Raw genomic sequence first — 13,150 nt, forward strand, 5'->3', positions numbered from 1 at the left:
TATTCTAATTAGCGCAAGCGTCAAAGTGTCATTCAAGGATAACGAAAATTCTGAATTACTACACCGTCGCGCTCCCCATATGGTACTTGCTCCAGAGCTCTGCGTATTGGCCACCCGCCGCTAGAAGTTCATCATGGGAGCCGTCTTCGACAATACGCCCGTGGTCAAGTACCAAAATCCGGTTGGCCCGAGCCGCCGTAGCCAGGCGGTGGGCCACAATAATTGCCGAGCGTTGACGCGACGCACGGTCAGTGGCTTCAAGGATTGCCGACTCTGTTGCAGGGTCGAGTGTCGCGGTGGCTTCGTCGAGAAGCAGCAGTTCAGGACGCATCATTTCGGCACGAGCGAGTGCGATGAGCTGACGCTGTCCGGAGGAGAGCCCTCGGCCATCTGGGCCGACGGGGTGGTGGAAGCCACCGGGCAGGCTGGCAATGGTGCTGAGGGCACCGACGTTTTTCGCGGCCTGCTGAATTTCAGCATGACTGCTGTCCGGTAGACCGTAGGAAATATTTGTTGCTACTGTCCCCGAAAACAGGTGTGATTCTTGGGGGACATAGCCGAGGGTGCGTCGCCAATCGTTAAGAGGGAAGTCGCGGATGTCAGTTTCGGAGGCTCGCACCACACCGTCAACTGGATCGTAGAACCGAGCAAACAACTTAATGATTGTTGATTTTCCGGCGCCGGTGGATCCGACAATTGCGACTGCTTCTCCGGCAGGAATCTGCAAATCGAGAGCATCGAGAACCTGCGGGCGTTCGTGCTCAGAGTCGGCGGCGGGGTAGGAGAAAGTTACCTTGTCTAAGCGCAGGTCGCCAGCAGCTGCGCGGGACGCGCCGTCAGTAGTGCCGTGATCTGGCATGGGGGCGGTCTGTAGGAGGTCATCAATGCGATTGAGGCCGACCTTCGCCTGCTGGTAGCCGTCGAAAACATGGGACAGCTGCTGAATCGGGCCAAAGAGCATTCCTAGGTACAGCGTGAAGGCGACGAGTACGCCGGGTGTCGTGGTTCCCGAAGCAACCTGTTGGGCACCGACAGCCAATACCGCGGCTGTTGCCAACTCAGAGACGAAGTTGATGCCGGGGAAGAATAGAGCCACGACCAGCTGTGCTCTCTGACGAATTGCGCGGTACTTGTTGGATTCCTCGGCAAAGGAAGATTCGATATCGGCGACGCGGTGGTACATCTGAATCTCGCGAAGCCCACCAATAGTCTCCTGAAAATCAGCGTTGACCAAGGAGAGCTGCTCTCGCGCAGCCTTGTATAGGCGCGAGGAGATCCGGCGGAATACCAGAGTGGACACCACAATGATGGGAAGCGATGCCAACGCCACTGCGGCGAGTGACACCTGTGTGGCAAGCAACAGCGCTGTGACACCGAGCAGAGTAAACGCGGCGATAGCCCCTTCTGCCAGTCCCGTTTGCAGGAAAGAGGACAGCGCGTCGATGTCGGTTGTCATCCTCGTCATGATGGCGCCCGAGCGATTGGCCTCGAAGTAGTTAATGCCAAGCGACTGCAGGTGACGGTAGCAGCGCACACGCAGGGCATAGAGCAGCCGCTCACCAGTGCGCGCAGTAATAACAGCATTTGTGGCTACGGCAAGCCAACTGATGAGGACCGTCGCCAAGCCACCTGCGGCGCAAGCCCACAGCACGGCCTCATTGTGCTCACTGATGCCGTGGTCAATGGCGTAGCGCACGAGCATGGGGAACGCCAGATCGGCGACGGCAATGAGGGCGAGTAGCGCAATGACACTTATAAATAGGCCACGGACATAGGAGAGCAGCCGGCGCAGAGAAAAAAGCTCGGAGTTGTCGAGTGCCGCAGCGGGCACACGCGGTTTTTCGGTAGCGGGTGGGAGGTTTCGCACACGCTCGAGAAGCTCAGGCGTCGCAGGAGCATTGGCGAGAGCCGCCCCCATGCCACCACGACCGCCGCCGCGGCCACCTGGACCACCGGGTCCACCTGGACCGCCTGGACCTCCTCCGGCTCGGCCAACCCCGCGGCTCATTTGAGAAGTGGCACCTCCGGGAAGCCGCGCAGCGGTGTCTGGCGTGGAGTTGTCGGAGGTTGGCGCGGTTTCGTCGGGCCAGAGTTCCTCGGGGTTGGGGTCCTCACTGCCAATGGGGTCGAGAACGAGGTTTTCGATTTCGGGGTAGGCGCTCTGGTCGATGTCCATCAGCTCGGTGAAGCGCGGATGAGAAGTAATCAGTTCGGCCTTGGTGCCAATGCCAGTGATGGCACCGTCTTCGAAAATGGCGATGTGGTCCGCCTGCTCGAGAGTGGAAGATCGATGCGCCACGATGACGATAGTCGTTTCCGCTAGCTGCGAGGTCAGCGCGTTGAAGATTTCTAACTCTGTTGCAGCATCGATTGCTGAGGTCGCGTCGTCGAGAACCAAAACTCGAGGACGGGCGAGGAATGCCCGTGCTAACGCGACGCGTTGAGCTTGTCCGCCGGAGAGATTATGCCCGCGCTCGCCGATGGCTGTGTCCCACCCCTGAGGCAGATCGTCGACGAAGTTGACCTGGGCGGCGGTCGCTGCGGCGTTAATCTCTTCCTGGGACGCCGCGGGATTGGCGAATGCGATGTTCTCACGCAACGTGCCCGCAAATAGATAAGGAGTGTCCGGAACGACAGTTATAGCGTCATATACGTCGCTGGAGAGAATGCGCGCCGTATCTGTGGATGTGCTGTGGCTGGGCGCATCGATAGTGATAGTTCCCGAATCCGGCAGATAGTGACGGCCGAGTAACTCCGTGGCGATAGTCTTTCCGGACCCCGGTGGGCCAATCAACGCTAAGGTCGCCCCTGGCGCGACGGAGAATGAGACATCGTCGATAAGCGTGCGTCCGCCACGGCTGTGGGTGACGTGGTTGAAGCTGATGCCAACAGGACCGTTGGGGAGGGGGAGCGCGTCGGTGGGTTCGGGGTTGTCTGGTCGGGCGTCGATGACATCGGAAATGCGGTCGATGCTTGCCGACGTCAGCTGTATCGAGATGACCATGTTGGAGACCAGACGCGACAGGGCAGTCAGGCTGGTGAGATACGTGGCAAACGCCACGAACGTGCCTAGGGTGATGTGTCCGTTAATCGCGAGCCAGCCACCGACTGCGATATTTCCGACGAGGGACAGTTGCGGCAACGACTGCAGCGCCGGTTGGAATCGAGCGCTGAGTTTTGCCGCTCGCAGGCGTAGGGAATAGAGCAGCGACGAGTTACGCTCCATCCTCGCAACTTCGTTGTCACCCTGCGCAAACGCCTTGACAACGCGAATGCCGGAAACGGTTTCCTCGACTTGTCCGGCGATCTCGCCTGCTTGCTGTTGGGCAGCCCAGGTTGCGGCATGGAGTTTGTCACGCGAATTCACCGCAATGTAGACAATCGCTGGCACGACGGCGAGGCCGACCAGTGTCAGGGGCAGCGAGAGGGCGAGCATGATGCCGATAGTGATGAACAGCTTGACGACGGATCCCAGTGTCAACGGCAACATCGCCAGTAGTCCGGACACTGCCTGGAGGTCGGAAATTGACCGTGACACGACCTGGCCGGTGTTGACTCGGTCTTGTGCTGGACCATCGAGGTTTTGTAGGGAGCGAAGGATCTTTAGTCGCAGGTCGTGCTGAACATCAATGGAGAGTTTGCCGGAGAAGAATCTGCGCCCCACCTGGGCGACGAAGCGTACTAACGCGATGGCCAGAAAGACGGAAATGACTGCCTGCAGGGGAGTTAGGGAAGGCAGTAGGCGCGCGGGGACACCGCCATCGGAAGAGCCCGTTGCCACATCAATGGCATCTCTAGTGAGAAGCGGAAGTACGGACTCTAGCCCGACAACGATTAGCGCTACAACAATGACACCATAGAGCGGTAGTGGCCTGTGAAGAGACTGTTTCCACAAGAACTTCATGGGAGAGGTTCTGAGGGGTTTGCTCTGGGCCATGGTGGGTACCGCTCTTCCATTGAAAAACGTTGCTGAAGGGTAATCGGGGTAAGAGGAACTACTTATTCTTCTTTTTCTTCGGCCACTTCAGCGCCGAGGGAATAGAGAACCTCGATGACTTTGAGTCCTTCTTCGAGTCCTCCGAGGTGTTGGATTTAGCCGGTAGCTTTCGTTCAAAGTCCGACCAATCCTGGGGAAGCGGGCCCAGAGATGCGCGAGTGGAGCTGATAAGAATGCCACCGAGCTTGCGGTTGGCGGAGGCCCCAACCACGGCGCCAATTCCAAATGGCAAAATCTTACCGATGATGGCCAGGCGAGCGTTCTTCATCAAGCGCTTGCGTGCCTCGCGAATCAGCAGGCGGTTTGCTGCACCCAGCTGCGGAACGCCAAGCCGTGGCAGTAGAGAATTTACGGAAGTTTTGGTCTGCTTCCGCAGCGATTCCTCGCCAAGCAGAGAGGCCATAATAGCTGTCCCCTCAGAACCACTCATGGCCGCAAGAATCAGCGTGCGACGGCGTTGCGGATCGGTGATGTCAATATTGCGCAGGGTTGCTGAGGCCAGTGTGTACCAGGCTGATGCTTCCAGGAACAGCAGCGATTCACCGGTAACCGCAGCCAAGCCCGTAATCATGCCGACGCCGGGAAGAACCGCACTGCCGCCGGCGGCACCACCGGTGCCGGTGACCAGGTTGAGGTAGTGGGAATCAATACGTTCTTGTACCTGCGCCGGAGTTTCATCTTTTTTGCGCTTGTGCAGGGAACTGACGTACCCGGTGATGGCAGACGACTGCCAGCTCATGGTCTTATCCAGGGTTTGGATAAGAAGGGTTCCCAGTTTTCCGGCATCACGTTCGATCGCTTCGGGGGTTGAGTTCACCGCATCAGTTACTGTGCGAGTTGAATCCTTCTTCGTCTTTTGGAACAAAGTAGTAGACCTCCTAAACGGGTCCGTTGAGAGCCATATGCCCATATAAACACTACTGAGCTGTGGGGAAATTCCGTAGTCGGTGGAAAAATAGACAGGTGTACGGCGATTAACACAGTCGATAGAAGGATGAGACTGGTGAACGATGTCACGCGGGGTGCCGCATTGCCTCCCGAGTACTCCCAGCTTTTGGCGGACTTTCCTCGGTTTTCCGCAGATGTCATGCCTCACGACGGCGCTGCGGAGTGGCACCTTTCTACCGAAGCTGTAGCCGCCGGAATTGAGGCTGGGAGAAAGCTGTTTCCCATGCCCGAGGTTGAGGTGGATACCCGTTTCCAGACCCAGTTGTGGTGGTGGTCCATGTGCGGAGCATTGGTAGGGCCATCGCTGGCATGCGTGTTGGTGTCCAATCGAGTTCCGGTGTGGCAGTGGTCTTCTTGGCTCACATTTCTTCGAGATGACTATTGGGTTGGGTTCCAAGCTCAACAGTTTGAAAGCATTTCCGCTGAGGATGCGGATGAGCTGAAGGATTCCGGCGAAGCACTGGCTCATTTCTTGGAGCCGTTGGCTCAGGTTGTTGGAGAAGTCGGGGAAATCAAGCCTGCCCCTCTTTGGGCCGTGGCTGCCGATGCCGTAGCTAACGCCGCAATATCCGCCGGTAATGAGCTGATGGAGCCCTGGCGTGGAGCGCTTATTGGCAAACATGTCGTTGAGGGAATACAGCGAGTACATCGGGTCCCTCTTCCTCGTTTCATGGATTCCTGCGGAGGCGAGGTGCGCCCCTGGGATGAAGCCGCTGCTGAATCGGGAGAAGAACCGGACTTCGATGTAGTTACTCACCTGGAGAGAGCTACTTGCTGCATGATTTATCACAGCCCAGATGCCGATCTGTGTGTCTCCTGTCCAAAACGTTCTCGTGAGGAACGCCATCAACTCTGGGCACGCTACTGAGCGCTCTGTTTTCGAGAATCGACAGCTGGTGGCCTGCTCCTCAACCGACCGCGTTGGCGGCTTTGCAGCAGCACGGACGCTGCCGGCGTGATCTTTCGCAGCAATTGCCGGGGGCATGAGCCACCCCATGATTGCGCGTTTGTCGCTACGATTGGCTGCGGGTAGAGGCCAATTATCTTTCAAGGGAGGATTCCACCCATGAGCTTTTTCGAGCAGATTGCTGCGGCACTGGACCGCGAGGGCATTGAAAGCCGTGTCAACGATGACACCCTCTTCGTTCCCATTACCTCTGACCTGGAGGTTCAGTTCGTCACCATTGATGAGGACATCCCGGCTGCCGAAGTTTACGTAGCCGCTGCCGATGTGGATGATGAGGACGACGAGTTCGAAGCTGTTCTGGTCTCCGCTGTATTCTCCGTCGAAGACGCCGTCGCGGCAGTCGCCCACCATGTAGCTACTGACCAGGTTGTTGGCCTGCTGCGCACTCTGCTCGATGGTGATGATGACCGCATTGCTGACCTGGAGTTTGAACAGGACCCCGAAGAGGCAACCTTGGTCACCTCCGAAGTTGGTACCTCCTCGTTGGTCCAGGTTTTGGTAACTGCCCACAACAACGAGCCCAGCGCACACGTCCGCTTCATCTCTCAGGACGCGAACTTGGACGACATTGTCGACCAGGCCATCGCAGAGTTCTGGGACTCGGACACCGAAACGGTTCTCACCGATGATGACCGTCGCAAGATGTTCGCTGACCTCTACTCTGACATCCAGACCTTGCGCAATGAGGTTCTGACGCTGGGCACCTTCAAGGACTTTGACAAGCTGATGGATGTCCTTGCGCTCGTGGTAGACCGCGCAGAGGAATGGGAAGATCAGCTGGCACCCGTCGATGACGGGTACGCGGAGTATATCTACTCTGATCACGTTGCCTCCTTGGACGGGGATGATGATGACGATGACGACGATGATGACCTCTATGACGATGGCGACTATGACGACGAGGACGACGAAGAAGGCGACGACAGCGAGTAGCCGTACTGTGGCAGCACTGTGACCAGTGCTAAGCCGCTGATGGGCGAGAAGAAAAGAGCTCGTTAGGACACGGCAGTGGCCGCGCGTCCCTGGTGCCAATCCAGCTATAACGGCGCCCGGGGAGTGCGAGGTCAGTGCCGTTTTCGTGTATCTTGCTGCAGTCCTGCGCACGATGGAGAGCCTCAGCCACAGCCCGAGTACGTCGGCGGTTTTCTTCCCGCGTCCGATTCGAACCGCCAATTCCGCGGAGGACTACCTCCGATGAGGATGCCACCTTGACGGAAACGGAGTACATGAACATGGGCTCATCCTTCAGGATGAAGTATTCCGCGTGCACGTCGGCAAGCTGAGAGACCAGTGCGCGAGGAAGCGCTATCCGCGACGCGCGGACGGTGACCACAGGCCCGTCGGGAAGCGAAAAGGTGTGATCTAGCGCGCCGGGCGAATGCCTACGGGCGATGGTGGGGTGGCAGAGGATTGTGCGGATGAGGTCGAGGTCTTCGAAACATTCTGCACGGTAGGTAGCGGATAGTGGGGGAAGAGTTAGGCGGCGATGAATGGGAAACTCGTCTGCTGTGTTCATGGCTCACAAGTTATCGAACACCCCGGACTCACATTTTCGAACATATAGAACTATTGTTCGAGATATGTTTAGCATCAATTGGCTACCCAAGTGGGGGTAGTCAATTGGCTAGGTGCCTGGCGTTATTGCAGGGACATGTGGGGTTGTGGAAACGATTCGATAACGACTTTTGTAAAAGTCCAAGAGTCTGAGAAAACGCTATTTCTGGGGGTGGGGTGGTGGATTAGTGTGGGGGATGGTCCTAAAGGAAAACTAAAAATTTGAAAGATTCGTCTCAATGAAGCACGCAAGAAGTCGAATAGCGGTATCGGCTTTCGCAGCACTTTTGTCCTTGGCAGCCCCGGTCGCGGCACATGCTCTCGTGGTTGGTCCGGGTGACCCGATTCGAACTCCCATGGAGGGAAGCCCGTGGGATGGGCACCGAAATGTCAACTCGCCGATGTGTTCGGCGGGTGTTCCTGGGACGGTGACGGACCGCAATGGGGAAAAGCATCGGGTCATGTTGACCGCAGGGCACTGTGTGAATGATGCTCCGGATGTGGGGCTGCCAATCGTTACCGGTGAGGTGTATGTGCCAACCACCGAAGGCGATAAGCGCATTGGTACGACAGGTGCTCACCGTTGGGAAGTGCCGCAGGAAGATGTCGGACTGGAGTCGTTGCCGGCGGCCTTTAATGGTGCAGACTATGGAGTAATCAACCTTGATCCGGACGTAGAAACTACCGGCGCAAGTTACTCCATCGATGAAAATGGTCAGAGCTACGGGGAGCCTGTAGCGATGACTGGCATTCAAGACAATGAAGATCTGCCGCGTGGCGAGGTCTCCTTCGATAATTTTGGCAAACCTATCTGTAAGGACGGCATGCGTACTGGACGTGCCTGTGGCTATCAGGTATTTCGGGCTCGAAACGGCATTTGGACGGTTGGTATTGGCGTTGACCATGGTGACTCCGGCGGAAATGCCTATGATCCGACCACTAACGAAGTTATTGGCGTAAATTCGATGACCTTCGGTCCGGTCTCGCGTGTGATGCCCGCGGATATTGCCATTCAGGAGGCCTACGGCATTCCCGATGGTCAGGTAAATGACCACTTCGAGGTATCGGATTCCACGGCTCAGCGCGACTCCTCCTACCGCACCCTCAATGAGGATATGGCGGCGGATCAGGAGTATGCCCGGGCGCAGGATTCGCAGGCTTCGCAGGAAGCTTCTGTACCGCAGTTAGCTGATCTTGTGGACCAGCTGCCGCAGTCACCGCAGCTCCCTGAACTGCCACAATCGCCCCAATTGCCACAATCGTCACAGCCGTTTGAGCTGCCTCAATTGGCAGAAATTCAGCTTCCAAGCTTTGAGGGCTAGCACCAGTCTGAGAATCTGACAAAAATCACCCCCGAACCGTTAAGAGAGCCAGAATCATCCAAGGCGGATGGTTCTGGCTCTTGCATTGCTGTTGAACAAACCTTTTGATGTGTAATGCGCGTGCCGTGAAGGCGAATGAACGGTTCCTCGACTGAGAATTTCACCCTAGGTTCCATTTTTGGAGAGCTTTGTAAAGGTGTCCCTAATACACTGAGTGGGACAAGTTTTCTGTACAGAAATGGAGTATCGCACACTATGGCCAGTTCAAAGAAGGTCGCCACACTCACGGCTGCACTGTCGGTAGCTGCGGGTGGCTTTGTGCCCGGAATCGCGGTAGCTGAGGCTGCACCGGCAAACTCGGATGTTGTCATCGGCCCGGGCTCGCCGTTGCGAATGCCGTTCCCGAGCAGTAAGAACATCGACGGACGGCATGTTCAGTCCCCGATGTGCTCTCTGGGAGTTCCCGGCACCGTTGTGGATCAGAATGGCGTTTCGCATCGTGTCATCATGACTGCCGGTCACTGTGTTGTGGCGAAGGATACTGAAACCGGCGAAGAGGTCACCGGCCAGTTCTTCATCCCAACCAAGGACGGCGACAAGCTGGTCAACAAGGACTACATGGGCACCGATATCATGCCGGAAGAGGGTGACTTCGACGAAAACACCACTATGCCGGAGTTCTTCAACGACCTCTTCAATAGCGGTGACTACGGCATCATTGAGGTTCAGGACGACATCAAGACCACCTCTATGTCCCACTCTGTTGATGAGTTCGGCAACGTCCACGGCGAGCCGGTTCAGATCGTCGGTATCGAGGACAAGCGCACTCTCGAGCCGATGGAGATTTCTGTCGACAACTTCGGTGAGCCTGTGTGCACCGACGGTTCCCGTACCGGCCGTGGCTGCGGCTTCCAGGTCTTCCGAGTCCGCAATGGTGTCTGGGCTATCGCTCCGATTGACCACGGCGATTCGGGCGGAAACGCTTTCAACCCGGAGACTCGCGAGGCCATTGGCGTTAACTCCATGGGCATCGGCCCGCTGAGTCGCTTCCAGCCGATTGACGTTGCTCTTGAAGAGCAGTACGACATCCCGGACGGCCAGGTCAACGAGCGCTTCAAGGTAGAGACCTCCACTGAACCGCAGTCCGAGTTCCGCACGATTGACGAGGACTCCCAGTACACCAAGCAGCACGTCCCACAGGAAGAGCCGGAGCTGGGCCCGATTGGCGAGCTGCTCCCAGAGGGCGTCGAGGTCCCGCCGGAGATTGCCGACATCATCTCGGAGAGCCCGTCTCTCCCGGAGCTGCCGATTCCGGAGCTGTCGGGTGCGACCGCTCAGGCAACGCAGGCAGCCAGCAACATTTCCTCGCAGGCGAACCTGCCGAGCCTGTTCTAATCAGGTCACCGCAGTCTCGTAGATAGGGCGTTCGCTTTACGACGCTCCGTCCAACCCCCTATTCCGCCATGGTGGCGGGGTAGGGGGTTTGCTTTAGTATTTTGGCCGCAAAATTATATAAGCTAAACGCACCAGCATACGAAAAGAGATATGCAGGAATCGAGTGATGGGACATTTTTTGCTATGAAGAGCTTTTCGACTGAGCTAGGCTATGACGATTCTGATGTGGAGTCAGTTGTAAACTACGCCGAAAAGATAGTCGGAAAATCTCTTCGAGAGGCACTTGGTGTCGAGGATTTGGATGATCCGAGGGTAAAGCGAGGGGCATTCGGTTCCGCGTTAGAGACACTCTATTTCAAGATTCCGGCTAACAGTAATGCAGAAGCAGACTTTACAAAAATAGGCGTCGAACTAAAAAGTACGCCGATGAAATTGACTAAAAAAGGTGATTATTCCGCAAAGGAACGTCTTGTCCTTTCGATGATTGACTACTTTTCACTCCCTGAGGAACAGTGGGTTGAGTCGCATCTGCTGGCCAAGATTAGCCGCATGCTATTAGTGGCATACCTTTTTGAAAAGGATAAGAATCCTGTCGATTACCAGGTTCTTCTCGCGAAGCTTTGGGAACTGTCGCAGGATGACATTGTCCAGCTTCGCAGTGACTGGGAATTGATTCAGGAGAAGGTCCGACGAGGACAAGCGCACACCATTTCATCTGGTGACACGATGTACCTGGAAGCCTGTACTAAGGCAGCGAATAGCACGATTACGCGGAAGCAGCCATTCTCGGATGAGCCGGCGAAGCCTCGGGCATGGGCCTTTAAGCGGAGTTATATTGATGTCATTCTCAACGGCATGCTTAATGCTCAAGAGATTGAACGAAAGCAATCAGAAGCAGATATGGATTTGCTTGGGCTGGTAAAGAAGCGATTCGCGCCGTATATGAATCGTACCCTTACTAGCTTGGCTGAAGGCTTGGGTTACAGTAACACCCGCCTTCCTAAGCATATTGGCAGTCTTATTGTTAAGAGTATTCTCGGTGTGGACAAGGAATCTGAAATTGCTGAGTTTGTAAAAGCTGGGATCGTCCCTAAGGTTATCCGTTTGAAGAGAAATGGAAAGCCCAAGGAATCCCTATCTTTTCCAAGGTTTTCCTACCGTGATTTGGTGGAGCAAGATTTCGAGCAAAGCGAGTTCAGTGAGCAGTTGGCGCAGAAGTACCTTTTTGTTGTCTTCTGCGAAGATGAGTCGAATCTTGGAGAGTTTCGACTAGCGGACGTACTGTTTTGGCAGATGCCTGACTCTGACTTGGTAGAGGCACGTGCATGTTACGACCTGATGCGGGAGCGTGTAATCGACGGGCGCGCTAGCGAGTCGGTTAAGAGTACGGAGAACCGTTGCTGTCACGTTCGGCCGAAGGCTCGAAACAAGGCAGATACAGCTGTTACTCCGCGAGGTGAAACTGTGGTCAAAAAGTCCTTTTGGTTGAACGCGGGGTACGTGGGTGATGAGATCAGTCGGGTTCTAAATTCCTAGAGATTTAGAAATAGTGTTCGAATAAGGCGGCGGTTTTGGTTAACTATCGGCCAGTTTGATCCGGCCTCTGTGTCATGGTTAGAATCACTCTGACGTATCAGAACACAGTAGCGATTGGAGAAACGTGTCTGATAAAACCATTCGCGTAGCCGAATTGTTCGCGGGAGTAGGTGGCTTTCGCCTCGGCTTAGACGGCTATCAGGATCAAAGCGACGGTATAGCATCTCTTCCGGCGGCAGGACCATTTGAGACCGTGTGGGCTAACCAGTGGGAACCACCAGGAACTCCAGCTCGCCAGTTTGCATGGCGCTGTTATGTAAACAGGTTCGGGGAGAACAGCTGTGTGAATGAAGACATCAACGTTGTTCTCGACAATGCGGAAGCCGGGCTGTTCGAAATTCCCGATGTAGACATGGTTGTGGGAGGGTTTCCGTGCCAGGACTACTCAGTTGCCAAACCGCTATCGCAAGCAGGTGGGATTGAAGGGAAAAAAGGTGTCCTCTGGTGGGATATCTACAGGTTCCTTAAGCTAAAGAGCCCCAAGTATGTCTTGTTGGAAAACGTTGATCGATTGCTGAAGAGCCCTGCTACTCAGCGAGGTCGCGACTTTGCAATTATGTTGTCGTGCTTCGGTGACCTCGGCTACTCCGTCGAGTGGAGGGTGATTAATAGTGCTGAGTATGGTTTTCCGCAGCGACGTAAGCGGGTCTACATCTATGCAGTTAAGAATCCCGGCACCTGGGAATTAGAGCAGCGCGCTAAGGATGGCATCATGGCCGCGGCTTTACCAATTGAGGAACCTCTGCATTTCACAGAAGTTGTGATTCCAGAGGATCCATATGAAGCAACAAAGACGTTTTCACTAGGTGCCAAGAAGTCTCCATTCGAAACTGGAGGCATAATGCAGAACTTCAAGGCGCTGACATTTTCTGTGGTTGAGTCCTATGATGGGCCTCGACAAGTTCTTGGGGATGTCCTTGTTGATGAGTCTGCTGTTCCAGATTCTTTCGTCATTCACGCGGATGAAGTTCATAAGTGGGAGTATCTGAAGGGTTCAAAGCGCGAAGAACGAGTCAATAAAAAGACTGGTTTTACGTATTTGTACAGTGAGGGGAGTATGTCCTTCCCGGACTCGACGGAAAAGCCCTCCCGAACGATTTTGACTGGTGAAGGCGGAAAATCGGCCTCCCGTTTCAAGCATGTGGTTAAGGTGGATGGAAGACTGCGTCGTCTAGTTCCAGATGAACTGGATGCTCTGCAAGGATTCCCTAAAGGATGGACGGACACAGGAATGACCGACGGCCATCGTGCCTTTTGCATGGGTAATGCACTAGTAGTTGGAATTCCTCATTTGATTGGCAAAGAGTTGGCCCGGCGAATTGAAAGTGAAATGGGCGACTCTGACTAGAGGTTTTAGAAAGGACCGTTACC

The 13,150-nt window shown here is 55.4% G+C and carries 9 protein-coding genes; 6 read left to right on the forward strand and 3 right to left on the reverse strand.

Annotated features, from left to right (window positions below):
• Positions 1–58: 58 nt before the first annotated feature.
• Entirely contained in the window at positions 59–3,904 is a 3,846-nt protein-coding gene (locus CRD20_RS09120; RefSeq protein WP_255468810.1) for an ABC transporter ATP-binding protein, read from the reverse strand.
• A 91-nt stretch (positions 3,905–3,995) separates the two neighbouring features.
• Positions 3,996–4,814 (reverse strand): hypothetical protein, encoded by an 819-nt coding sequence (locus CRD20_RS09125; protein ID WP_224783718.1) that lies wholly within the window; start codon positions 4,812–4,814, stop codon positions 3,996–3,998.
• A gap of 177 nt (positions 4,815–4,991) precedes the next feature.
• Between CRD20_RS09125 and CRD20_RS09130 the strand changes: the two genes are divergently transcribed.
• Both CRD20_RS09130 and CRD20_RS09135 read left to right on the forward strand, forming a co-directional pair.
• Positions 4,992–5,813, forward strand: a complete 822-nt coding sequence (locus tag CRD20_RS09130) for a (2Fe-2S)-binding protein (RefSeq protein WP_222866278.1) — start codon at positions 4,992–4,994, stop codon at positions 5,811–5,813.
• A 198-nt stretch (positions 5,814–6,011) separates the two neighbouring features.
• On the forward strand, positions 6,012–6,845 hold the full coding sequence (locus CRD20_RS09135; protein WP_048732832.1) for a hypothetical protein: 834 nt from the start codon (positions 6,012–6,014) through the stop codon (positions 6,843–6,845).
• A 28-nt stretch (positions 6,846–6,873) separates the two neighbouring features.
• Here the strand turns inward: CRD20_RS09135 and CRD20_RS09140 are convergent, their stop codons facing one another.
• Positions 6,874–7,428 carry a hypothetical protein gene (locus tag CRD20_RS09140; RefSeq protein ID WP_070565980.1) on the reverse strand — a complete coding sequence of 185 codons (555 nt, stop codon included), beginning with the start codon at positions 7,426–7,428 and terminating at the stop codon, positions 6,874–6,876.
• Positions 7,429–7,705: 277 nt separating this feature from the next.
• Here CRD20_RS09140 and CRD20_RS09145 point away from each other — a divergent pair, with 277 nt between their 5' ends.
• From CRD20_RS09145 to dcm, 4 genes are all read left to right on the forward strand, one after another.
• A complete protein-coding gene (locus CRD20_RS09145; protein WP_222866279.1) occupies positions 7,706–8,788 on the forward strand; it encodes a S1 family peptidase in 1,083 nt (360 codons plus the stop codon).
• Positions 8,789–9,043: 255 nt separating this feature from the next.
• Positions 9,044–10,183 (forward strand): trypsin-like serine protease, encoded by a 1,140-nt coding sequence (locus CRD20_RS09150; RefSeq protein WP_224433197.1) that lies wholly within the window; start codon positions 9,044–9,046, stop codon positions 10,181–10,183.
• Between the two features lie 150 nt (positions 10,184–10,333).
• Positions 10,334–11,719 carry a Sau3AI family type II restriction endonuclease gene (locus tag CRD20_RS09155; RefSeq protein ID WP_069358841.1) on the forward strand — a complete coding sequence of 462 codons (1,386 nt, stop codon included), beginning with the start codon at positions 10,334–10,336 and terminating at the stop codon, positions 11,717–11,719.
• Positions 11,720–11,843: 124 nt separating this feature from the next.
• The gene (gene dcm / locus CRD20_RS09160; RefSeq protein ID WP_069358840.1) at positions 11,844–13,127 is read left to right on the forward strand and encodes a DNA (cytosine-5-)-methyltransferase; all 1,284 of its coding nucleotides are present in this window, start codon (positions 11,844–11,846) and stop codon (positions 13,125–13,127) included.
• Positions 13,128–13,150 lie beyond the last annotated feature (23 nt).

Source organism: Corynebacterium sp. LK33, assembly GCF_014334955.1.
GTDB lineage: Bacteria > Actinomycetota > Actinomycetes > Mycobacteriales > Mycobacteriaceae > Corynebacterium > Corynebacterium jeikeium_D.

Coding starts and splice junctions, on each gene's coding strand:
- CRD20_RS09135 (WP_048732832.1), top strand. CDS start 6,012: ATGAGCTTTTTCGAGCAGATTGCTGCGGCACTGGACCGCGAGGGCATT.
- CRD20_RS09155 (WP_069358841.1), top strand. CDS start 10,334: ATGCAGGAATCGAGTGATGGGACATTTTTTGCTATGAAGAGCTTTTCG.
- CRD20_RS09130 (WP_222866278.1), top strand. CDS start 4,992: ATGAGACTGGTGAACGATGTCACGCGGGGTGCCGCATTGCCTCCCGAG.
- CRD20_RS09120 (WP_255468810.1), bottom strand. CDS start 3,904: ATGAAGTTCTTGTGGAAACAGTCTCTTCACAGGCCACTACCGCTCTAT.
- CRD20_RS09140 (WP_070565980.1), bottom strand. CDS start 7,428: ATGAACACAGCAGACGAGTTTCCCATTCATCGCCGCCTAACTCTTCCC.
- CRD20_RS09150 (WP_224433197.1), top strand. CDS start 9,044: ATGGCCAGTTCAAAGAAGGTCGCCACACTCACGGCTGCACTGTCGGTA.
- CRD20_RS09145 (WP_222866279.1), top strand. CDS start 7,706: ATGAAGCACGCAAGAAGTCGAATAGCGGTATCGGCTTTCGCAGCACTT.